This window comes from Thauera propionica (assembly GCF_002245655.1).
GTDB lineage: Bacteria > Pseudomonadota > Gammaproteobacteria > Burkholderiales > Rhodocyclaceae > Thauera > Thauera propionica.
The window spans coordinates 36252-58705 of record NZ_NOIH01000012.1 but is presented as its reverse complement, the minus strand read 5'-3'; the positions used below and the strand labels follow the sequence as shown (position 1 = coordinate 58705).

Here is a 22454-nt window from a genome sequence, read left to right as displayed (position 1 = left end):
CTTCTGCTTTCCGCGGGCTCAAACCCGCTCGAGCCGCGCCGGGATGCCCTGGCGCACCGAAGTGCCGGAGACCGCATCCACCCAGATACCCTTGCCGCCACGGGTCGGGTCGGACAGGCCGAGATCGTTGAGGTTGATGCCCGCACGCAGGTCTGGACGGTCGGGCTGCATCCGGTCCCCGATGCGATGCGCCCGCGCACCCAGCTCGCGGTGGCCGTAGCCGTGCTCGATCGCCATCACCCCGGGCAGCACGCCCTCATGCACGATCACCGTACATGCCGCCGCGCCGCCCGGGGTGCGGATGCGTGCGGCGTCGCCGGTCTTCAGGCCGAGCTTTTCGGCATCGGCCGGATGCACGACCACCGGGTTGTCCGGGTGCAGGCCGGTGATGCGGGTGGCGATGCTGTACGAGTTCTGCAGTGCCGACTTGTAGCTGATGATCTGCAGCGGCCAGTCGGCCTCGGTGTGGATCTGGCGCACCGGGGTGCCGTCGTAGAAGGCCGGCGGTGTCCATTGTGCGCAACCGTTAAAGCGAGCGCCGGTGAGCGTGTTGCGCGCGCTGCCGATCATCTCGTTCCACAGCCACAGCGGCTTGGTGAAGCGGTTGGCCTGCCATTCGGGCTGCTCGGCATCCTGCGCCTCGCCGGCCGGCTGGTAGCGCCCGCCGCGAGTGAACAGGAAGGCCACCTTGCGCCACTCCTCGGGCTTCAACACGCCCTCCAGTTGCGGGCGCAGTCGCTCGACGCCGGAAAGCTGCATATCCTCGTCGGTCGCGTCGCCCACCGGCGCCTTGCCGGCGAAGGCGATGTTGGCGCCGCCGCGCAGGTACCAGTCCTCGGGGGTGTCGAGCGGGTAGCGCTTGCCGTCCATGTCGGCGATGGCCTCGGCGCCGAAGCCGGGCAGCTTCATCGCCTTGGCGAGCGCGATGTAGAAGGTCTCCATGCCGATCGGCGCGCCCTCGGGCGTCTTCGCCGCCTTGGGCTCGACCACCGGCCAGCGTGCGGTCGTGGCCTTGGTGGGCACACCGCTCCAGGGCGCGGCCCAGCCCCAGCTCTCGTACATCAGCGAGTCGGGCACGATGTAGTCGGCAAACGCGTTGCTCTCGTTGATCAGCGGGTCCACTGAAATGATCAGCGGCAGCTTCTTCGGGTCGGCGAGGTCCCGCTCGATCAGCGGACGCACGCCGGTGATGCCGTACAGCGGGTTGCAGCTCCACAGCACCAGCGCCTTGAGGCTGTAGGGGTAGCCGCGCAGCGCGCCGGGGAACCACTCGGTGCCCAGGCCGGGGGCGTTGGGGAACCAGGCGTCGCTGGCCGGATAGGGCTTGCCTTCGGCCTGGCGGCGCTTGAACTCGGCCGAGCGCTCGTAGGGCACGTTGCGCCCGAGCGGGGTGCCGGCGGGCTTGAGCATGCCGGGAAAGCTCTCGAGGTCGTAGCGCGGACCGGCGCCGTTGTCCTTGAAGCCGCCGCCGTTCATCACGAACCCGCCCTTGCAGTTCAGGTTGCCGATCAGGGCGTTGAGGGTGACGACGGCGTAGGCGTTGTAGAAACCGTTGCCGGCCATCATGCCGCCATGGGCCACCGCGCTCGCCTTGCGGCCGTGGCGGGTGAACTCGTCGGCCAGACCGACGATGACCTCTTCCGGGATGCCGCAGGCGGCCGAGTAGTCGGCGATCGCGTGCGCACGCGCCGATTCGCGCAGCAACTCGAAGGGCGTCTTCACCGTCACCGGCTTGCCACCCAGTTCGATGATGCGCGTGGCTTCCAGCACCGCCGGCACTGTCGAGGTCTCGGCGGCGACCAGCGCGCCGTCGGCGGTGGCGATCACGTAGGGGTCGGCGTCCTTGTACTTGTCCTCGGCGGCGATGACCATGCCGATGTCGGAGCCGCGCAGGAAGCGGCCCTGGCGCGGATGACCTTCTTCGGCGATCACCAGCCAGCCGGCGTTGGTGAAGGACGGCTCGCCGGCGGCCTGGGCGGCCTTGAGGTTGGGCCAGGCCAGGTAGTCGGTGTTCACACGCGCGTTGTCGAACATCCAGCGCATCATGCCCATCACCAGCGCACCGTCGGTGCCCGGGCGGATCGGCACCCAGCGCCCGTGCTCGGCGGCAGCCAGGTTGTGCGAGTTGTTGAGCACCGGATCAACCACCACGTAGTCCAGCCGGCCTTCGGCGCGGCCCTTGGCGAGCATGCCGCCGGTACGCTTGAAGGGGTTGCCGGCGTTGCCCGGCGCGGTGCCGATGAAGAGCACGAATTCGGCGTTGGCCAGGTCGGGCTTGGCATGCGGCATGCGCTTGACGTCGCCGAACAGCGCACCCGAGCCGGAGCGGTAGGCGCCGCCGCAGTAGGAGCCGTGGCCGACGTGGTTGAGCGTGCCGTAGGCCTGGTTCCAGAAGCGGCGGCTGAAGTTCTCGCGGCCGTCATTGACGCTGGTCAGCACCGCGACCTGGTTCACCCGCTTGCCCAGCTCGGGCGCCTCGGCATCGATCGGCTTCTCGAGGTCGCGCAGTGCGGCCAGGCCGTCGACATGGCCCTCGCCGAACAGGTCGCCGCCTTCCACCACTTCCTTCACCAGCTGCTCGAAGGAGATCGGCTGCCACTGGCCCGAGTTGCGCGGACCGACACGCTTCAAGGGGGTGAGCACGCGGAAAGGCGAGTTCATCTGGTCCATCGCCGCGTTGCCGCGGCCGCAGGCGGTCGAGCGCCCGGCGAGGCCCTTGTCCTGGAAGCGCGACATGGCGACCAGGCTCTCCTTCACCGACGCCTTCATCGGCAGGTGGGGCTCGGTCGACAGCGGGCTGTAGGGGTTGCCGACCACGCGGATGACCTGGCCGCTCGTCTTGTCGATGCGCACGCGCACGCCGCACTGGGTGGTGCAGCCCAGGCAGGCCGTGTAGCTGACCTGCTGGTTGGGGTTGGGGGTGAACTCGCCGCTCACCGGATCGACGGTGAATTCCGGTTCGGCCGAGCGGCCGTGGATGTGGCGGCCCCCAGCGATCTTCTTCTCTTCGGGGCCGGTGAAGTTGGCCACCATGCGGCCCAGGGTCTGCGAGAAGCCGGCGGCAAAGGCGGCAAGGCCACCGGCGGCGATGATTTCACGACGTTCGATTTTCATGATGCTTCTCCTTGGTCGCCCGCGCTCAGGCGGCAGCCTTGTCGGTGTTGCCGGCCGCGAGGCGGTCGAGCGGCAGCAAGGTGGTGATGAGGATGAAGAGGAAGACCCACAGCCCGGCGGTGCCGACGATGCCCATCAGGCCCTCGGGGCCGAGCGGCAGCGAATAGGTGTAGTAGCCGGCGCCGGTCTTGGGCACTTCCTGGCCGCCGATGAAGATGGACCAGCGCATCATCCACGCCGAGTGCAGCGCCAGCAGGCCGATCAGCAGGCCGGAGCCGGGCCACTTCCACGCCAGCACCAGGGTGAGCACGGTGGCAGCCACTGCCCACGCGGCGGAGAGCTGCCAGTTGGCCGAGGGGCCGACTTCGGCCAGGGCCTGGGCATGGACTGGCGAGATGCCGGAAACGCCGAGCGCCAGCCACAGCGCACCCACGGCCAGCGCCACCACCTGCGTCGCGGCCAGCACGCCGGCCATGCGGCGGTTGGCGGCCGCGTCACGCACGCTGAAACGGTTGAACAGCAAGGCCAGGCCGACCGCGCCGGCAAAGGCCGTGATGAAGAACTGCAGCGGCAGCAGCGGCGTGTTCCACAGCGGACGGGCCTGCACCACCGCGACCTCGGCCCCGGTGTAGAGCGCCACCAGCGCCGCGCCGACGAAGGCGAGCAGCGCCGCGGCCTTCAGCGCACCACGGCTCTCGTGACCGCCGTAGGCAAGCACGCCTGCCAGTCCGGCAAGCTTGCCACCGCCCTGCGCATGGCGCGCCAGATCGGGACGGAAGGCGAGCCAGGCATAAGTGAGCAGTCCGCCCAGATACACCGGGATGAAGAAGGCGCCCCACGACATCCACGAGGTGGGTGTGAAGTAGGCATAGAAATGCCAGAAGCGACCGGGCTGGTGCAGGTCGGCCAGCAGCGCCACCGGCGCGGCCAGTCCGCACACCAGCGCGCCGAGCAGGGCCAGGCGCGAGATGCCCGCCCAGCCCGGGCGGCGGAAGACGATGCCCGGCAGCGACAGCAGGCAGGCGCCGTAGGACAGGCCGATGAGGAAGAAGTACTGCACCGCCCACGGCAGCCACGCGACTTCGCGCGCGACATTGATGGTTTCGACGATGTTCGGGTTCATGATGGATCTCCTCGCGTGCGGTTCAGGCGTGCGGCAGGTTGCGGGGCTTCCACAGCGTGCCTTGGCCCTCGACCTTGCCGGTGAAGCGCTCGTCGAGGCCGATGTAGAACACCCGCGGCGCGGTCTCGAGCTCGGGCTTGAGCACCTTGAGCTGCGGCTGCGCCTCCTTCAGGCGGCGGGCGAGTTCGCTCTCGGGGTCGTTGATGTCGCCGAAGATGCGCGCGCCGCCGACGCAGGTCTCGACGCAGGCGGGCAACAGGCCGGCATCCACGCGGTGGGCGCAGAAGGTGCATTTGTCGGCCTTGTTGGTCTCGTGGTTGATGAAGCGCGCGTCGTAGGGGCAGGCCTGCACGCAGTAGGCGCAGCCCACGCAGCGGTCGCCATCGACGGCGACAATGCCGTCCTCGCGCTTGTAGGTGGCGCTCACCGGGCACACCGGGATGCACGGCGGGTTGTCGCAGTGGTTGCACAGGCGCGGCAGCACGTAGGTGCCGGCGGGCTGGGCGCTGTCGGTGAGCTTGACGCTGTAGGTCGACACCACGGTGCGGAAGCTGCCCTCGGGCACCGCGTTCTCCTGGATGCAGGACACCGTGCAGGCCTGGCAGCCGATGCACTTGCGCACGTCGATCAGCATCGCCCACTGGTGCTTGCCGGTGCTGGCGATGGCAGGGGTCGGCGCCACCGCGGCGGCGGCGGTCACCACGGGCACGCCACGCAGGAAGTTGCGGCGCGAGGGCGAGGCCGGGGTTGCTTGGGGAGGGGAACAGGACTTCATGACGGACTCCAGGTGCCATTGGCGTGGTTGCCACTCTAGGCCCGCAATGTCCCTACAAAAATTGGGGAAATGAGGCAACCGGCTAGATGGTTTTACCTATTGCGCCCCTGCCCCAAACCGGCGGTATGCCACCACCGGTCATGCGCCGCATAATCACGTCATCCACAGCAGAGGCCGCAACGCATGGCAGCGACGCACGACCCGCGACACCACCACGATCACGACCATTCCCATACGCACGGCCATGAACACGGACATGGCGGGCATGGACATGGGCCCCACCATCACGACCACGCCGCAAGTCGCTACCTGCCGCTGGCGCTGGTGCTGACCCTCGGCTTCGCCGCGGTCGAGGCGCTGGCGGGCTGGTGGTCGGGTTCGCTGGCACTGCTGGGGGACGCCGGGCACATGGTTACCGACGCACTGTCGCTCGGGCTGGCCGCGATTGCGGCACGCATCGCGCTGCGCCCGACGAGTCCGCGCCACTCCTACGGCCTGCGCCGCGTCGAGGCGCTCGCGGCACTGGCCAACAGTCTGTTCATGCTCGCGGTGGTGGCCCTGCTGCTGTGGCAGGCGGTGCTGCGCCTGCTCGAGCCGCGCGAGATCGCGGGCGAAATGGTGACGCTGGTGGCACTCGGCGGCCTCGTGCTGAATCTGGTCGTCGCCTGGCTGCTGACCCGCGGCGAGGGCGACCTCAACACCCGCGGCGCGCTGCTGCACGTGATGGGCGACCTGCTCGGCTCGGTGGCGGCGCTGGCCTCCGGCCTCGTCATCCAGTTCACCGGCTGGACGCCGATCGACCCGCTGCTGACCATGCTGATCTGCGGTCTGATCCTGTTCTCCACGCTGTCGCTGCTGCGCAACGTGCTGCACACCCTGCTCGAGGGCGTGCCCGACGGCCTGTCGCTGCCCGATGTGGGCCGCGGCATGGCAGGGGTGCCCGGCGTGCGTTCAGTGCATGACCTCCACATCTGGAGCCTGGATTCGCGCCGTACCGCACTTTCCGCACACATCCTGCTGACCGGCGAGCAAGCGTGGCAGACGGTGCTGGAGGCGGAACAGGCACTGCTGCGCGAGCGTTTCGGCATCGAGCACGTCACCCTCCAGCCCGAACTGCCCCCTGCCGCGCCGCTCGTGTTCACGCCGCGGCGTTCCAGCGTCATGAGCGATCGCGGATAATCGGCCGCACGCAACAGGAGCCCTCCATGCATTCAGCCCAGGAACTGGTCAGCCAGATCGAAGCCCTGACCTCGCTGCCGACGGTGTACGAGCGCGTGCGCGAGCAACTCGAGTCGCCAGACGGATCGGTATTCGAGGTCGCGCGCCTGGTGTCGGCCGACCCCGCCCTCACTGCCCGGCTGCTGCGCCTGGTGAACAGCGCGATGTACGGCCACCGGGGCGAGATCGACAATGTCGTGCGCGCGGTGCAGATCCTCGGCCTGCAGCAGGTGCACGACCTCGTGCTGGCAATGTCGCTGCATGCGGTGTTTGCCGGCATCCGCCCGGCACAGCTCGACATGAACCGCTTCTGGCGCGACAGCGTGCTGTGCGCCCTGGCTTCGCGCGCGATCGCGCAACGCACGGGCTCGGTCGCGGTGGAGCGCAGCTTCGTGATCGGCCTGCTGGCCGACATCGGTCATCTGGTGCTGTTCCAGACCGCGCCGGAGCTCGCCGCCGAAGCGCGAACGATTGCCGAACAGGGCGACGAACCCCTTCACCTCGTCGAACGCCGGATCGTCGGCTGCGACTTCGCCGAGGTCGGCGCGACACTGATGGACCATTGGCGGGTACCCCGCGCCTTTGCCGAAGCCATCGGCGCGCAGACGCTGCCGCGCCTGGGCGGAGAGCATGCCGTCGATGCCGCAGCGCTAAATCTCGCCAGCCACATCGTTGCCGCGGACAAGCTCGGTGAGTCGAGCGAACAGACCGCTGCACGCATCGACCAGACGGTGTGGGATCTGCTCGATGTCGATGCGGAATGCATCGCCACGCTACGCGAAGAGGCTGAGCTGAACCTCGCGGCCTACCTGTCGCTGTTCTTCTCGTCCGCCCCCCGCTAGGTCGCCAAAGACCTCGAAACCCGCGAAAACACTGGGTTTTCGCGCAAAATCGAACGAATTTTTGCTACTAGATCTAGTATTGTTTTTTTAAATGCAACACAACCATAATAATTAAGCTTTTGTTTTTAAACGGTTTTATTTTTTTGCGCTCGCGCAGTTTAGGCGCTATTCTTCAGTCCGTTTTACGAACCTCCCACGGATGAAGAAAAAGACCATGAGCGAGACCACCAGCGCACCCACCCAAGGCAACGTCAAGCCCACCGCCGCCAACCTGGCGATGCAGGAAATCTCGGGCGAAGTCCTCATCGAGAAATATGCCAAAGGCGACGAGCAGACCGTTGCCCAGGTGCGCCAGCGCGTCGCGCGCGCACTCGCCGCGGTCGAGGCCGAGGATAAGCGCGCCCACTGGGAAGCGAAATTCCTCGAAGCGCAGGAAAAGGGTTTCGTGCCCGCCGGTCGCATCAACAGCGCCGCGGGCACCACGCTGGCCGCCACGCTGATCAACTGCTTCGTGCAGCCGGTCGGCGACTCGGTGACCGAGGCCGTCGATGGCCGCCCCGGCATCTACACCGCGCTGGCCCAGGCCGCCGAGACCATGCGCCGCGGCGGCGGCGTCGGCTACGACTTCTCGTCGATCCGCCCGAAGGGCGCGCTCGTGAAGGGCACGGCGTCGAACGCCTCCGGCCCGGTGTCCTACATGCGCGTGTTCGACCGCTCGTGCGAGACGGTCGAGTCTGCGGGTGCGCGCCGCGGTGCGCAGATGGGCGTGCTGCGCTGCGACCATCCGGACATCGAGGAATTCATCCACGCCAAGGACGAAGGCGACCTCACCAACTTCAACATCTCGGTTGGCGTGACCGACCCCTTCATGCAGGCCGTCGAGGCCAATGGCGACGTCGAGCTCGCGCACAAGGCCGAGCCCACCGAAGAACTGAAGCAGGCCGGCGCCTACCAGCGCGACGACGGCCTGTGGGTGTACCGCAAGGTGCGCGCGCGCGATCTGTGGGACCAGATCATGCGCTCGACCTACGACCACGCCGAGCCGGGCATCCTGTTCCTCGACCGCATGAACCAGGACAACAACCTGTACTACTGCGAGACCATCGAGGCCACCAACCCCTGCGCCGAACAGCCGCTGCCGCCCTACGGTTGCTGCTGCCTGGGCTCGATCAACCTGACGCCCTTCGTCAAGAACCCGTTCAGCGACAAGGCCGAGTTCGATTACGCCGGCTTCGGCAAGGTGGTCGACGTCTCTATCCGCATGCTCGACAACGTGCTCGAAGCCACCCACTGGCCGCTCGAGCAGCAGCATGCCGAAGCGCAGTCCAAGCGCCGCGTGGGTCTGGGTTTCACCGGCCTGGGTGACGCGCTGATCATGCTCGGCAAGCGCTACGACACAACCGAGGCACGCGAGGAAGCGCGCAAGATCTCCGAATTCATGCGTAATCGTGCCTACCTCGCCTCGTCCGACCTGGCCAAGGAGCGCGGCGCCTTCCCGCTGTTCAACGCCGACCTGTACCTGTCGGGCGGCAACTTCGCCTCGCGCCTGCCGGCCGACGTGAAGGACAGGATCCGCAAGAACGGCATCCGCAACTCGCACCTGCTGTCGATCGCGCCCACCGGCACCATCAGCCTGGCCTTCGCCGACAACGCCTCGAACGGCATCGAGCCGCCCTTCTCCTACACCTACACCCGCCGCAAGCGCATGGCCGACGGCACCTTCAAGGAGTACGCGGTCGAGGACTACGCGTGGCGCCTGTACCGCCACCTCGGCGGCAACGTCGACAAGCTGCCGGAATCCTTCGTCACCGCGCTGGAGATCTCCGCGCAGGCGCACAAGGACATGGTCGCCGCCGTCGCCCCCTACATCGACACGTCCATCTCCAAGACGGTGAACGTGCCCGAGGACTACCCCTACGCCGAATTCGAGGACCTCTACCTCACCGCGTGGAAGGCTGGCCTGAAGGGTCTCGCCACGTACCGCCCCAACTCGGTGCTGGGTTCGGTGCTGTCGGTCACCCCGACCACCGAGCAGAAGCAGCCGCACGACGTCGAGATTTCCGACGCAAACAAGCGCCTGTCGATCAAGAACCTGCCGGCCCCGGTGCTCTCGAGCCTGCGCTGGCCCGGCCGTCCGGACCTTCCCGATGGCAACCTGGCCTGGACCTACATGCTCAACACCCCGACCGGCGGCTTTGCGCTGTTCGTCGGCCAGGTGGGCAACAACGGCGGCAGCTTCCCCTTTGAAGTGTGGGTGAACGGTGCCGACCAGCCGCGCGGCCTGGGCGCAGTGGCCAAGACCCTGTCGATGGACATGCGCGCCAATGACCGCGGCTGGCTCAAGCTCAAGCTCGACACCCTGGCCCGTACTGTGGGCGAGCGCTCGTTCGAGATGCCCTTCCCGCCGCACGGCGAGAAGAAGCTGGTGCCCGGCGTGGTGTCGGCCTTCGCCCAGGTGGTGAACTACCGCTGCGAGAAGCTCGGCGTGTTCGACAAGGAAGACGAGAGCAACAGCGTGCTCGACACCCTGTTCAGCCTCGAGGAGCCCAAGACCGGCACCGACGGCACCCTGTCGTGGACGGTGGACATCTACAACCCGGCCACCGGTGAAGACTTCGTGCTCGGCCTGAAGGAAATCACCCTGCCGGACGGCGTCACCCGCCCGTACTCGGTGTGGCTGTCGGGCAACTACCCGCGCGCCCTGGACGGCCTGACCCGCATCCTGTCGCTCGACATGCGCGTCATGGACCCGGCCTGGATCGGCATGAAGCTGCGCAAGCTGCTCGACTACCCCGAGCCGCTGGGCGACTTCATGGCCTTCGTGCCCGGCACCCGCCGCCAGCAGAACTGGCCCAGCACGGTGGCCTACCTGGCGCAGCTCATCATCCACCGCTACGCCATGCTTGGCGTGCTCGACGAGCGCGGCTACCCGACGCGCGAGATGGGCATCCTCGAGTCGCCGCGCGACGACAACGAGCCCAAGCTGATGCAGGGCGCGCTGTGCACCGAGTGCGGCAACCACACGGTGATCCGCAAGGACGGCTGCGACTTCTGCACCGCCTGCGGCGCGGTGGGGACCTGCGGCTGATCCGGGGATCAGACCCGAACGGGGGCTCGCCCCCAATTGGAAAAGGGGTGCCAAACGGCACCCTTTTTTCATATTCTCCGCCCCGACCCGCAGCACCCTTCGCGCCCAGACCCCGCGCCCACCTTGAACTTCGGCGCTGTTTGACCGAGAATCGCATTCCGACGCATATAAGCAACTGCGTGCCACACACACCTGTAGCACCACCCGAAATACCCGGCCCACCCTGACGCGCCGGGACGACCTTTGAAGGCACTCCACGTCATGAGCGCTCGCGCCGCGCCCTGCTGTCCCGAATGTGGTGCGAGTCGCTGCCGCGAGTCACGCTGGCGCTCACACGAGGAGAAGCTGTCTCACCCCGGTGGCCACCCCTATCGCTGCCTGGCGTGCTCGCATCGCTTCATCGCCAAGCCGCCGGCGCGCAACAGCAGCGGAAATAGCCAGACAGGCACTTGGGCGACCGTTGTCGCCGCGGTGCTGCTGGCAGGCGTGGGCCTGGTTGCCGCCGCGCTGCTGGCAGGCGAGGACGATGACAGCTCCGGCACGACGGAAACGGCGATGCAGGAAGCGCCACCGACCACCAGCACGCTCGAGGCCGCGAAGGCAGGCGACCCTGAGGCCCAATACCGCATCGGGCGCGCCGCCCTGCTCGATGCCTCGCACGGCAAGGCGGCAGGGGCCGAAGCGGTGCATTGGCTCAGCCGTGCCGCCGCCAGCGGGCACTCCGGCGCGATGCTGCAACTGGGCAAGCTCTACCGCAGCGGCGTGGGCGTGCCGCAGAACTACGAGTACGCGGAAAAATGGGTACGCGCGTCGGCCGATGCCGGCAACACCGACGGCATGGTCGAGCTCGGCCGGCTGTATCGCAGCGGCCTTGGGGTGGAGCAGAACGCGGTAACGGCCTACGTCTGGTTCAATCGCGCGGCGGCGCAGATGAACATGGATGGCGTGCATGAACGCGACAACATCGCGCTGAAGCTGTCGCAGGAAGAACTGAAGGCCGCGCAGGCCGAATCCGTCGCGGCCGAAGGCAATCTCGCGCTGCCGATATCGGGCCCCGTCGCGCAGGACTAGGCGGGCGCGGCCGGGCGCGGCCGGGCGCGCCCGCGGCAGAACTTACTCGGCGCCGCCAACGCGGCCGGCGTAGGTCCAGCCCTTGTCCACCACGTAGCTGAACACGAAGCCGGTCGGGCCATCGACGAACAGGCTCACCGGCTGGCCGGCGCCCGGCACGGGCGCGTCGACGTTGCCTGCGGCCGCGTTGCGAGCCGAGAACTTCCAGCCTTCTTCCTGCAAATAAACAAAGGCACCGCCCGTCGGCTGGTCGAGCATCACGGCCAGCGGCTGGGCCTGCATGGCGGCGGAGTCCGCCAGCGCAACCTTCAGCGTGGCGTTTTCAGCGAGGGCGGGCGTGGCTGCCAGACCAAGGGCCAGGGTGGCGGCAGCGGCAAAATGCATGGGGGTTTTCATGATCGAATCCTGATAGTTGGCAAAGGAGAGCGTTCGCATCGGCAGCTTCGAGTCCGGGCCGGCATTCGCACAGGCGGGACGAAACACACCGCGACGCGAACGGCCCGAAAGCACGGATGCGCGGCGACAGCATTTGCTGCACCGCAACACAATGGCTGCAGTATAGTCGCCTCACTGCGGGCGATAAACCTCCTGTGGAAACAAGTTTCTGATTTGTCGATAGAAAGCACGAATTCAGACGCAACCCGGGGCCTCATTCCGCCCCCTTCGCCGCCCCGACCAACGTATCCGAAATCCCCGTTTGACAAGGCTCCGGCCGGTCTGAGACCTTCGGATCGACGGGCGCCGCTCGCCCCCGAGCAGGCGCAAATCGCCGCACCGGCCTCCGTGACGCTTTTCACGACAGCCACGCCGCAGGAGTCGATCCGATGAACCGCCCCGCCGCTCCGCCACGCCCGATCCGCCTGCTGCTCAACGGCGAGGCGCTCGAGATCGCCGACTGCGCGCCGACCCGCAGCCTGCTGACTTGGCTGCGCGAATCACGCGGACTCTCTGGCACCAAGGAGGGCTGCGCCGAGGGCGACTGCGGCGCCTGCACGGTGGTCGTTGGCGAACTCGATCCTGCCGCCCCTGACGGGGTCCGCCTCGCCGCCCTCAACGCCTGCATCCAGTTCCTGCCCGCGCTCGACGGCAAGGCGGTGTTCACGGTCGAGGGCATCCGCGCAGCGGGCGGCGGCCTGCACCCGGCGCAGCAGGCCATGGTCGATTGCCATGGTTCGCAATGCGGCTTCTGTACGCCGGGCTTCGTGATGTCACTGTGGGCGCACTACAACAATGCAGCCGGTCACACGCAGCGTCCGCCCCCCGAATCCGCTTGCAGCGCGCTGAGCGGCAACCTGTGCCGCTGCACCGGCTACCGCCCCATCCTCGACGCCGCGCAGCGCATGTTCGCGCTGCCGGCACCGTTCGATCGCGCCGCCCTACGGGACCAGCTGCGCAACCTGGACACCGGCACGCCACTGGACCTCCGTCACCCTGCGGGCCGCTTCCGCGCGCCCCGCACGCTCGACGCACTGCTCGCTGCCCGTGCCGCGTCCCCGGATGCCACGCTGCTGGCCGGCTGCACCGACGTCGGCCTGTGGGTGACGAAGCAGCTTCGCGACCTCGATGACATTCTCTACATCGGCGCCGTGGATGAACTGAAACGGATCGACGTGCGCGCCAATCGGCTGCGCATCGGCGCCGGCGCAAGCCTCACCGCGGCCTGGGCGGCGCTGGTGCCGCACTGGCCGCAGCTGGCGGAGATCGCCGAGCGCTTCGCCTCACCCCCGATCCGCAACGCCGGCACGCTCGGGGGTAACGTTGCCAACGGCTCGCCCATCGGCGATTCGATGCCGGCGCTGATCGCGCTCGGCGCCACGGTCGAGCTTGCGAGCGTGCGCGGCAACCGCTGCCTGCCGCTAGAGACGCTGTACCTTGGCTACCGTCGCACCGCAATGGCGTCCGACGAACTCCTTGCCGCAATCGAGGTGCCGCTGCCCGACGATGCCCAGGTGTTCCGCAGCTACAAAGTCGCCAAGCGCTTCGACTCCGACATTTCCGCCGTCTGCGCCGCGTTCGCGCTGCGCATCGAGCCCGCGACCGGCAGTGACGCAGCGCAGATTGTCGAGGCGCGCATCGCCTTCGGCGGCATGGCCGCCACACCGCGCCGCGCAGCAACGGCCGAGGCGGCGCTCACCGGCCAGCAGTGGTCCGAGGCCGCGGTTCGCGCCGCGATGGCCGCGCTCGACGCCGACTACACGCCGCAAACCGACCTGCGCGCCAGTGCCGACTATCGCCGCCGCGTCGCACGCAACCTGTTGTGGCGCTTCTGGCTCGAGACGCGCCCCGAGGCGCCGCTGCCCACCACGGCGACCCGGGTGTCCGCGCTGCGCGAAGGAGCACGGCAATGAGCCGCCCCGTCCCGCCGCACGAGTCCGCGCACCTGCACGTCACCGGCAGCGCGCCCTATGTCGACGACCTGCCCGAACTCGCCGGCACGCTGCACTGCGCCCTCGGCCTGTCGCCACATGCCCATGCGCGCATCGCCGCCCTCGACCTCGAGGCCGTGCGCGCGGCGCCGGGTGTGCGCGCGGTCCTCACCGCCGCCGACATTCCCGCTGTCAACGACTGCGGCGCCGTGCTGCACGACGAGCCGATCCTGGCCGATGGCGAAGTCCACTACCTTGGCCAGCCGGTGTTCGCCGTCGTCGCCGACACGCGCGAGCAGGCGCGCCATGCCGCGCGCCTTGCGGCCGTTGACTACGCACCGCGACCGGCCGTGCTCGATCCGCTCGAAGCCCACCGTCAGCAGTCCTGGGTGCTGCCACCGCTCAGGCTCGCCCGCGGCGATGCCGAAACCGCCCTCGCCCAGGCCCCGCTGCAGCTTGCGGGGCGCGCCAGGGTTGGCGCGCAGGAGCACTTCTATCTCGAAGGCCAGATCGCGTACGCCTGGCCGACGGAGGATGGCGGCCTGCACCTGCACAGTTCCACCCAGCACCCGAGCGAGATGCAGCACGCGGTCGCGGCCATGCTCGGCGTGGCCAGCCACCGGGTGCGGGTCGAGGTGCGGCGCATGGGCGGCGGCTTCGGCGGCAAGGAAGCGCAGTCCGCCGTCTTCGCCTGCATCGCATCGCTGGCCGCGCAACGGCTGCAACGCCCGGTCAAACTGCGGCCCGACCGCGACGACGACATGCTCGTCACCGGCAAGCGCCACGCCGTGCATTGCGACTGGGCCGCCGGCTTCGATACGGATGGCCTGCTGCACGGTGTGCGCATCGACATGGTGCTCGACGCCGGCTGGTCGGCCGACCTCAGCGGCCCGGTCGCCACGCGCGCCGTCTGCCATGTCGACAACGCCTACTACCTGCCCGCGGCCGACGTTTCCGCCTGCTGCGCGCGCACCAATCGCCAGTCGAGCACCGCCTTCCGCGGCTTCGGCGGGCCGCAGGGCGCCTTCGCGATCGAGCGCATCCTCGACGACATCGCCTACGCCACCGGGCTCGACCCGCTGGATGTGCGCAAGCGCAACTTCTACGCGGCACAGGCCGGCGCCGGCCGCGACACCACGCCCTATGGCCAGCCGGTCGCCGACAACGTCATCCACACCCTGGTCGCGCAGCTGGAAGAAGACAGCGACTACCGCGCCCGCCGCGCGCAGATTGCCGCCTTCAACGCCGGCAGTCCGGTGATCCGCAAGGGGCTGGCGCTGACGCCGGTGAAGTTCGGCATCTCCTTCAACCTCAGCCACCTCAACCAGGCGGGCGCGCTGGTGCACGTCTACACTGACGGTTCGGTGCTGGTGAACCACGGCGGCACCGAGATGGGTCAGGGCCTCAACACCAAGGTCGCACAGGTCGTGGCGCACACGCTGGGCGTGCCGCTGGCGCGCGTCCGCTGCACCGCCACCGACACCGGCAAGGTCGCCAACACCTCGGCCACGGCGGCGTCGAGCGGCTCGGATCTCAACGGCAAGGCGGCCGAAGCGGCCGCGCGCCGCATCCGCGACCGCCTGGCAACCTTCGCCGCCGAGCGCACTGGCGTCGCCGCCGTCGACGTGGTGTTCGCCGACGACCACGTACAGGCCGGCACTGCACGCATCCCTTTCGCCCAGCTCGTACGCGAGGCCTACGTCGCCCGTCTGCAATTATGGTCCGACGGCTTCTACGCCACCCCCGGCCTGCACTGGGACGCCCGCACGCTCACCGGTCACCCCTTCTACTACTTCGCCTACGGCGCGGCGGTGTCCGAGGTCGCGGTCGACACCCTGACCGGCGAATGGACGCTGCTGCGGGCCGACCTGTTGCACGACGCCGGCCGATCGATAAACCCGGCGATCGACCGCGGCCAGGTCGAAGGCGGCTTCATGCAGGGCCTGGGCTGGCTGACGCTGGAGGAGCTGGTGTGGAACGATGAGGGCCGCCTGCTGACGCATGCGCCCTCCACCTACAAGATCCCCGCCATCCACGACTGCCCGCCCGATTTCCGCGTGCGACTGTTCGACAACGCCAACCGCGAAGACACCATCCTGCGCTCCAAGGCGGTAGGCGAACCGCCGCTGCTGCTTGCGTTCTCGGTGTTCTTCGCCATCCGCGACGCGCTCGGCAGTCTCGCCGGACACCGCGTCGCGCCGCCGCTCGACGCCCCGGCCACACCCGAAGCGATCCTGCGCGCCGCCGACGCGATGCGGGAAATCGGCGGGACTTGAGGCACAATGCGCCCCCACGAGCACAACCTGCCCCGTCCGACGATGCCGCGGATGCACCGACCATGAGTCAGAGCACTTCCCAACCCGTCCCGCCTCCGGCTGCGACCGCCCCGCGCCTGCAGCTGCGGGGCATCAGCAAGGTCTATCCGACCGTGGTCGCCAACGACCAGGTCGACCTGTCGGTACAGCCGGGCGAGATCCGCGCCATCCTGGGCGAGAACGGGGCCGGCAAATCGACGCTGATGAAGATCATCTACGGCGTCACGCACCAGAGCGCGGGGCACATCTACTGGGAAGGCGAGGAAGTCCGCGTCGAGAATCCGGCGCACGCCCGCAGCCTGGGCATCGGCATGGTGTTCCAGCACTTCTCGCTGTTCGAGACCCTGACCGTGGTCGAGAACGTGGCGCTGGCCCTGCCCGGCAACCCGGCGCTGGACGAACTGGCGCAGCGCATCACCGAGGTGTCCGAACGCTACGGCCTGCCGGTCGATCCGCGCCGCCACATCCACGCACTGTCGGTGGGCGAACGCCAGCGCGTCGAGATCATCCGCTGCCTGCTGCAGAACCCGCGCCTGCTGATCATGGACGAGCCGACCTCGGTGCTGACACCGCAGGCGGTGCGCAAGCTGTTCGAGACCCTGCGCCAGCTCGCCGCCGAGGGCTGCTCGATCCTCTACATCAGCCACAAGCTCGACGAGATCCAGGCGCTCTGCCACACCGCCACGGTGCTGCGCGGCGGCAAGGTCACCGGCGAATGCATCCCGGCGCAGGAGACGCCCGCGTCGATGGCGCGGCTGATGATCGGCAAGGACCTGCCGCACTGCGAACACGGTGCCGCCCGCACCGACGGCGACGTGCGCCTGCGTCTGGCCGGCCTGTCGCACGCCTCGGACGACCCATTCGGCACCGACCTGAAGGACATCCATCTCGACGTACGCGCGGGCGAGATCGTTGGCATTGCCGGCGTGTCGGGCAACGGCCAGCAGGAACTGCTGCGCGCGATCTCCGGCGAGGACGTGCTGGCGGAGAGATTCCCGGTGCAGATCTGCGGTGTCGAGGCCGGGCGTCTCAGTCCCGGCCAGCGGCGCAAGCTCGGCCTGTGCTTCGTGCCCGAGGAACGCCTCGGCCGCGGCGCCGTGCCCGGCATGTCGCTGGCCGACAACGCCCTGCTCACCGCCGCGCACAGCCAGGGCCTGCTGGCAGGCGGCTTCCTGCGCTTCGAGCGCGCGCGCGACTTCGCCCAGCGCTGCATCGAGGCCTTCAATGTCAAGTGCGGCGGGCCCGGTGCGGCGGCCAAGTCGCTGTCGGGCGGGAACCTGCAGAAGTTCATCGTCGGCCGCGAGATCCTGCAGGCACCCGGGCTGCTGGTCTGCGCCCAACCCACCTGGGGTGTAGACGTCGGCGCCGCGACCTTCATCCGCCAGTCGCTGATCGATCTGCGCGACCGCGGCTGCGCGGTGCTGGTCATCTCGGAAGAGCTCGACGAGCTGTTCGAGATCTGCGACCGCATCGCGGTGATCGCCAAGGGTCGGCTGTCGCCCACCCGCCCGGCGTCCGAGACCACGGTGGAGGACATCGGCGTGTGGATGAGCGGCATGTGGCCGGGCGCCGACTCCTCCGAACTGCCGACGAACCGCGCGGAGTCCCTGCATGCTTGAACTCGAAGCCCGCGCCGAACCCTCGCGGCTGATGTCCTGGCTGTCGCCGCTGCTTGCGGTCGTGCTGACAATCGCCGGCGGCATGCTGGTGTTCTCCGCCCTCGGCAAGGATCCGCTCGAAGGTTTCCGCATCTTCTTCCTCAATCCGGTGAAGGACCTGTACGGCCTGTCCGAACTGCTGCTCAAGGCCACGCCGCTGATGCTGTGCGCGATCGGGCTGGCGATCGGCTTCCGCGCCAACGTGTGGAACATCGGTGCCGAGGGCCAGTTCATGCTCGGCGCGGTGGCAGCGACCGGGGTGGCGCTGTATTTCGACGGCTCGGAAAGCGCCCTGCTGCTGCCGGCGATGATCGTGGCCGGCGCCCTCGGCGGTGCGGCCTGGGCGGCAATCCCGGCGCTGCTGCGCACGCGCTTCAACGCCAACGAGATTCTCGTGTCGCTGATGCTGGTGTACGTGGCGCAGCTGTTCGTGTCGTGGCTGGTGTTCGGACCGTGGAAGGATCCGGACGGCTTCAACTTCCCGCAGACCCAGATGTTCGGCGACGCGGCGCTGATGCCGGTGCTGCTCGAGGGCACCCGCCTGCACCTAGGCTTTGCGCTGGCGCTCGCGGTGCTGGTGGCGGGTTACGCCTTCATGAACCGCAGCTTCGCCGGTTTCCGCATGCGGGTGGCGGGCGAGGCACCGGACGCCGCGCGCTACGCGGGCTTCTCGGCCACGCGCATGATCTGGATCGGTCTGCTGCTGGGCGGCGCCGCTGCGGGGCTGGCGGGCATGGGGGAAGTTGCCGGGCCGATGGGCCAGCTCACCGACAAGGTCGGCAGCGGCTACGGCTTCGCCGCGATCATCGTCGCCTTCGTCGGCCGCCTCAACGCCTTCGGCATCCTGCTCGCCAGCCTGCTGATGGCGCTGCTGTACATCGGCGGCGAGCAGGCGCAGCAATACCTGAACCTGCCCAGCTCGATCTCGATGGTGTTCCAGGGCATGCTGCTGTTCTTCCTGCTCGGCTCGGACGTGTTCATCAACTACCGCCTGCGGCTGCGCCGCCGCGCGGTCCAAGGCCACTGAGGAGGCACGAACGATGGACGCCAGCCTCTTCACCTCGATGCTGTTCGCCACGGTGGTGGCGGGCACGCCGCTGATCATCGTCGCGCTCGGCCTGCTCGTCAGCGAGAAGGCCGGCGTGCTCAACCTCGGCGCCGAGGGCATGATGGCCATGGGCGCGGTCGCCGCCTTCGCCGTCACCCACCACAGCGGCAGCCCCTGGCTAGGCGTGCTGGCCGGCATGGGCGCAGGCATGGTGATCGCGCTGATCTTCGGCATGCTGACGCTGACGCTGATGGCCAATCAGGTCGCTTCCGGGCTGGCGCTGGCGATCTTCGGCGTCGGCCTGGCGGCCTTCGTCGGCAAACCCTACGAAGCGGTCGCGCTGCAAGCGGTGCCGCCGATCCGCATCCCCTTCATCGCCGACCTGCCGCTGATAGGCGAGGCGCTCTACAACCAGCAGGCGCTGGTGTATTTTTCCTGGGCGCTGTTCTGGGGCCTGCTGTGGTTCCTCTACCGCAGCCGCGCCGGCCTTGTGCTGCGCGCGGTGGGCGAATCGCCCGCGTCGGCGCACGCCATCGGTTATCCGGTGATCCGCATTCGCTACCTGGCGGTGCTGTTCGGCGGCGCCATGGCCGGCATCGGCGGCGCCTTCCTGTCGGTGTTCTACACGCCGATGTGGGCCGAGGGCATGGTCGCCGGGCGCGGCTGGATCGCGCTGGCGCTGGTGGTGTTCGCCACCTGGCGGCCGCTGCGGGTGATGATCGGCGCCTACCTGTTCGGCGGCGTGATGATCACCCAGCTCTTCATCCAAGGCTCGGGCCTGCAGATCGATTTCCCCTCGCAACTGCTGTCGTCCCTGCCCTACTGGGCGACCATCGTCGTGCTGGTGGCGATCTCGCGCAACGCCAACACGATCAGGCTCAACTCGCCGGTCTCGCTGGGCAAGCCGTACAGGCCGGACGCCTGACGCGAAGCCGCCCTACAACCCTTGGCGCAGGAGATCCGGGGCGCGCATTTCTTGTCACGGGTGTGCGTTTGTCGACGCCACCGTGCAGGCAGTGCGCGCTAGTCTCCCCGCGCCAGATTCCTTTTACGCGCAGGCCTGACGAGGCTTGTGCCTTGCGATGATTATCGACCTTATCCAAGCCACCGCGCTGCTGCTGGCCCTGAGCCTGCTGCAAGGGCTGTGCATCCGCTTTTTCGAACTCAAGCCCCGTCTCGCCGAAATTGCGTCGGGCCTCATCTTCGGTAGCGTGTGCATCGTCGGCATGATGATCCCGATCAATCTCGCCCCCGGGGTGATCGTGGACGGGCGGTCGGTCGTGCTATCGATGGCCGGGCTGTTCGGCGGGCCGCTTACCGGCGTGATCGCCGGGGTCGTCGCGGGCGCCTATCGCCTGTCGCTCGGTGGCGACGGCATGGTGGTCGGCATCACCGCCATCGCGCTCGGGGTGGGGCTGGGCCTGGCCTATCGCTTCGTCTGGACGCGTGCCTGGATCACTCGCACACCGCTGAGCCTGTTCGCCTTCGGCGCGCTGGTGCACTCGCTGTCCATCGTCATCATCGGCCTCGTCCCCGGGCAAAGCATCGAAAAGGTCTTCGCATCGCTCGGCCTGCCTTACCTGCTGATCATGGGCGTGGCAACCGCAGTGCTCGGCTTCCTGCTGCAGGATCTCGAAGACCGTCAGCGGAACGAACGAACGCTGCGCGAACGCAAGGCCCGCCTGCGAGCCATCGCCGGCGCCGTGCCCGACATCCTGTTCGTGCTCGACGAGAACGGCGGCTATCAGGAGGTCATGACCCACGATGAGGGCCTGCTCTACCGCGAAGCCGGAAAGCTGCTGGGACGTCGCCTGCACGACGTCCTCCCCGAGCCGCTCAGCACCCGGCTGGTGGGCGCCATCCGCGAGGCCATCCAGTCCGGCAACCCGGTCACGGTCGAATACGCACTCGAAACCCCCAAGGGACAACGGATTTTCGAAGGTCGCATCCAGGCGATCGAGGGCGACGGGCAACCCCGCACCGTCGTCTTCATCGCCCAGGACGTCACCCATCGTGCGACGCTGGAGCAGGAGCGGCGCATCGCCGCGATCGCTTTCGAGTCGCAGCAGGGCATGATGGTCACCGATGCGGACACGCGCATCCTGCGTGTCAACAAGGCCTTCACCGAGGTCACCGGCTACCGCGCTGAGGAGGTCATCGGCCAGCCGTCGAGCATCCTGGCCTCCGGCCGCCATGGGCCGGGCTTCTACCGCGATATGTGGCTGCAGCTTGCGGCAAAGGATCTTTGGGAAGGCGAGATCTGGAACCGGCGCCGCAACGGCGAGGTGTATCCGGAGCGGCTTTCGATCAGCGCGGTTCGCGACGATTCCGGCCGCATCACCCACTACGTCGGCAGCTTCACCGACATCACGCTGCGAAAGGCGAACGAGGAGGAAATCCACGCACTCGCCTTCTACGACCAGCTGACGGGTCTGCCCAACCGCCGCCTGCTGACCGACCGTCTGCACCACGCGCTCGCGCACAGCAATCGCGACGGCTCGCGCGGCGCGCTGATGTTCATCGACCTCGACGACTTCAAGGACATCAACGATCTGCTTGGCCACCAGGCGGGCGACACCCTGCTCGCCCGCGCCGCCGGCCGGCTGCGCTTGAGCGTGCGCGAAACCGACACCGTCGCCCGCTTCGGCGGCGACGAATTCGTGGTCCTGCTCGAACAACTGCCGAACGACGAGCTGGCCGCGGCGGCCACGGCCGAACGGCTCGCCGAGGCCCTGCTCGCCACGCTCGGCGCGCCCTATCTCATTGGTGACCAGCACAAGGTGTGCACCGCCAGCATCGGCATCGCGATGTTCTGCGATCACGAGCAGACCGTGGACGAACTGATGCAGAGCGCCGACCTGTCGATGTATGAGTCGAAACGCCAGGGCAAGAACCGCATCCGCTTCTTCGACCCGGTCATGCAACGCACGGTCTCGGAGCGCATCCAGCTCGAGAACGACCTGCGCGAGGCCTTGTCGCAGGGCCAGTTCGAGCTCCACTACCAGGCGCAATGCGATGCCGACGGACGCATCGATGGTGTCGAAGCGCTGGCGCGCTGGCACCACCCGGCGCGCGGCCTGGTGTCGCCCGGTCTGTTCATCCCGATCGCCGAACGCTGCGGCCTCATGCCGGCGCTTGGCCGCGAACTGCTGGCGATGGCCTGCACCCAGCTCGGGCACTGGCGCAACGACCCCCGGTTCGCCGCCCTGCGCCTGTCGGTCAATCTCAGCGCATCGCAGCTCTACGCCCCAGACTTCGTCACCGAAACCCGCGACCTGCTGGCACGCACCGGCTGCCCGCCCGACCACCTGGTGCTGGAGCTGACCGAATCGATGCTGGTTGACGACATGGAGGCGGCGGTGCAGACCATGGCCACGCTGCGCGACCTGGGGATCCGGTTCTCCATCGACGACTTCGGCACTGGCTACTCCTCGCTCGCCTACCTGCAGCGCCTGCCGCTGGACGAACTGAAGATCGACCGCTCCTTCGTCCAGGACCTGCCAGACAACGCCAGCAGCCTGGCCATCGTCAGGAGCATCGTGGCGCTGGCCCGCAGCCTCGGCCTGCGGCTGATCGCCGAGGGCGTCGAGGAGCCGCATCAGGTGCACGCCCTGCTGAAGGAAGGCTGCAGCAGCTTCCAGGGCTACCGCTTCCATCGCCCGATGGCGGTCGCGGACTTCGAGGACCGGGTCCGGCGTGACGCCACCCCTTGTCGCACTTGAGACTCTGCGACAGAAGACGACGGACATCATCAAAAACAGCATTCGTGCCGTCCCGCACAAATTTCTTGATTCCGGCAAAGGCAAAATTCGCCCGCTGTATTAATCTGTAGCCCG

14 protein-coding genes are annotated in these 22454 nt (G+C 68.2%); 10 read left to right on the top strand and 4 right to left on the bottom strand.

Annotated features, from left to right (window positions below; genetic code table 11):
* Positions 1-18: 18 nt before the first annotated feature.
* Genes CGK74_RS10910 through dsrO form a run of 3 tightly spaced genes read right to left on the bottom strand, consistent with a single transcriptional unit; the run spans position 19 to position 5012 of the window.
* The gene (locus CGK74_RS10910) at positions 19-3114 is read right to left on the bottom strand and encodes a molybdopterin dinucleotide binding domain-containing protein (protein WP_094268515.1); all 3096 of its coding nucleotides are present in this window, start codon (positions 3112-3114) and stop codon (positions 19-21) included.
* A 25-nt stretch (positions 3115-3139) separates the two neighbouring features.
* Entirely contained in the window at positions 3140-4237 is a 1098-nt protein-coding gene (gene nrfD, locus CGK74_RS10905; RefSeq protein ID WP_094268514.1) for an NrfD/PsrC family molybdoenzyme membrane anchor subunit, read from the bottom strand.
* A gap of 22 nt (positions 4238-4259) precedes the next feature.
* Entirely contained in the window at positions 4260-5012 is a 753-nt protein-coding gene (gene dsrO, locus CGK74_RS10900; RefSeq protein WP_094268513.1) for a sulfate reduction electron transfer complex DsrMKJOP subunit DsrO, read from the bottom strand.
* Between the two features lie 183 nt (positions 5013-5195).
* Here dsrO and CGK74_RS10895 point away from each other — a divergent pair, with 183 nt between their 5' ends.
* The 4 genes from CGK74_RS10895 to CGK74_RS10880 all read left to right on the top strand — a co-directional run bounded on the left by CGK74_RS10895 (position 5196) and on the right by CGK74_RS10880 (position 11231).
* Positions 5196-6191 (top strand): cation diffusion facilitator family transporter, encoded by a 996-nt coding sequence (locus CGK74_RS10895; RefSeq protein WP_094268512.1) that lies wholly within the window; start codon positions 5196-5198, stop codon positions 6189-6191.
* Between the two features lie 26 nt (positions 6192-6217).
* Positions 6218-7072: an HDOD domain-containing protein gene (locus CGK74_RS10890; RefSeq protein WP_094268511.1), complete on the top strand. Its 855-nt coding sequence runs from the start codon at positions 6218-6220 to the stop codon at positions 7070-7072.
* Positions 7073-7286: 214 nt separating this feature from the next.
* Positions 7287-10160 (top strand): adenosylcobalamin-dependent ribonucleoside-diphosphate reductase, encoded by a 2874-nt coding sequence (locus CGK74_RS10885; protein WP_094268603.1) that lies wholly within the window; start codon positions 7287-7289, stop codon positions 10158-10160.
* A gap of 261 nt (positions 10161-10421) precedes the next feature.
* Positions 10422-11231, top strand: coding sequence for a tetratricopeptide repeat protein (locus CGK74_RS10880; protein ID WP_094268510.1), 810 nt, complete (start codon positions 10422-10424; stop codon positions 11229-11231).
* Between the two features lie 42 nt (positions 11232-11273).
* On the opposite strand, the gene CGK74_RS10875 is transcribed toward CGK74_RS10880, so the two are convergent.
* Entirely contained in the window at positions 11274-11627 is a 354-nt protein-coding gene (locus tag CGK74_RS10875) for a hypothetical protein (protein ID WP_094268602.1), read from the bottom strand.
* A 428-nt stretch (positions 11628-12055) separates the two neighbouring features.
* On the opposite strand from CGK74_RS10875, the gene xdhA reads away from it, so the two are divergent.
* The 6 genes from xdhA (at position 12056) to CGK74_RS10845 (ending at position 22340) form a co-directional block, all read left to right on the top strand.
* Positions 12056-13579 (top strand): xanthine dehydrogenase small subunit, encoded by a 1524-nt coding sequence (gene xdhA / locus CGK74_RS10870; protein ID WP_094268509.1) that lies wholly within the window; start codon positions 12056-12058, stop codon positions 13577-13579.
* A complete protein-coding gene (xdhB, locus tag CGK74_RS10865; protein ID WP_094268508.1) occupies positions 13576-15873 on the top strand; it encodes a xanthine dehydrogenase molybdopterin binding subunit in 2298 nt (765 codons plus the stop codon). Before xdhA ends, xdhB begins: the two co-directional genes overlap by 4 nt.
* A gap of 62 nt (positions 15874-15935) precedes the next feature.
* A complete protein-coding gene (locus tag CGK74_RS10860; protein ID WP_094268507.1) occupies positions 15936-17531 on the top strand; it encodes an ABC transporter ATP-binding protein in 1596 nt (531 codons plus the stop codon).
* Positions 17524-18597 carry an ABC transporter permease gene (locus CGK74_RS10855; protein WP_094268506.1) on the top strand — a complete coding sequence of 358 codons (1074 nt, stop codon included), beginning with the start codon at positions 17524-17526 and terminating at the stop codon, positions 18595-18597. Before CGK74_RS10860 ends, CGK74_RS10855 begins: the two co-directional genes overlap by 8 nt.
* 13 nt (positions 18598-18610) lie before the next feature.
* Positions 18611-19543 carry an ABC transporter permease gene (locus tag CGK74_RS10850; RefSeq protein ID WP_094268505.1) on the top strand — a complete coding sequence of 311 codons (933 nt, stop codon included), beginning with the start codon at positions 18611-18613 and terminating at the stop codon, positions 19541-19543.
* A gap of 157 nt (positions 19544-19700) precedes the next feature.
* Positions 19701-22340 (top strand): EAL domain-containing protein, encoded by a 2640-nt coding sequence (locus CGK74_RS10845; protein WP_094268504.1) that lies wholly within the window; start codon positions 19701-19703, stop codon positions 22338-22340.
* Positions 22341-22454 lie beyond the last annotated feature (114 nt).

Excerpts from the sequence above, each read along its gene's own strand:
- dsrO (WP_094268513.1), bottom strand. The coding sequence starts at position 5,012 with ATGAAGTCCTGTTCCCCTCCCCAAGCAACCCCGGCCTCGCCCTCGCGC.
- nrfD (WP_094268514.1), bottom strand. The coding sequence starts at position 4,237 with ATGAACCCGAACATCGTCGAAACCATCAATGTCGCGCGCGAAGTCGCG.
- CGK74_RS10885 (WP_094268603.1), top strand. The coding sequence starts at position 7,287 with ATGAGCGAGACCACCAGCGCACCCACCCAAGGCAACGTCAAGCCCACC.
- CGK74_RS10880 (WP_094268510.1), top strand. The coding sequence starts at position 10,422 with ATGAGCGCTCGCGCCGCGCCCTGCTGTCCCGAATGTGGTGCGAGTCGC.
- xdhA (WP_094268509.1), top strand. The coding sequence starts at position 12,056 with ATGAACCGCCCCGCCGCTCCGCCACGCCCGATCCGCCTGCTGCTCAAC.
- CGK74_RS10845 (WP_094268504.1), top strand. The coding sequence starts at position 19,701 with ATGATTATCGACCTTATCCAAGCCACCGCGCTGCTGCTGGCCCTGAGC.
- CGK74_RS10855 (WP_094268506.1), top strand. The coding sequence starts at position 17,524 with ATGCTTGAACTCGAAGCCCGCGCCGAACCCTCGCGGCTGATGTCCTGG.
- CGK74_RS10890 (WP_094268511.1), top strand. The coding sequence starts at position 6,218 with ATGCATTCAGCCCAGGAACTGGTCAGCCAGATCGAAGCCCTGACCTCG.
- CGK74_RS10875 (WP_094268602.1), bottom strand. The coding sequence starts at position 11,627 with ATGAAAACCCCCATGCATTTTGCCGCTGCCGCCACCCTGGCCCTTGGT.
- CGK74_RS10850 (WP_094268505.1), top strand. The coding sequence starts at position 18,611 with ATGGACGCCAGCCTCTTCACCTCGATGCTGTTCGCCACGGTGGTGGCG.
- xdhB (WP_094268508.1), top strand. The coding sequence starts at position 13,576 with ATGAGCCGCCCCGTCCCGCCGCACGAGTCCGCGCACCTGCACGTCACC.
- CGK74_RS10895 (WP_094268512.1), top strand. The coding sequence starts at position 5,196 with ATGGCAGCGACGCACGACCCGCGACACCACCACGATCACGACCATTCC.
- CGK74_RS10860 (WP_094268507.1), top strand. The coding sequence starts at position 15,936 with ATGAGTCAGAGCACTTCCCAACCCGTCCCGCCTCCGGCTGCGACCGCC.
- CGK74_RS10910 (WP_094268515.1), bottom strand. The coding sequence starts at position 3,114 with ATGAAAATCGAACGTCGTGAAATCATCGCCGCCGGTGGCCTTGCCGCC.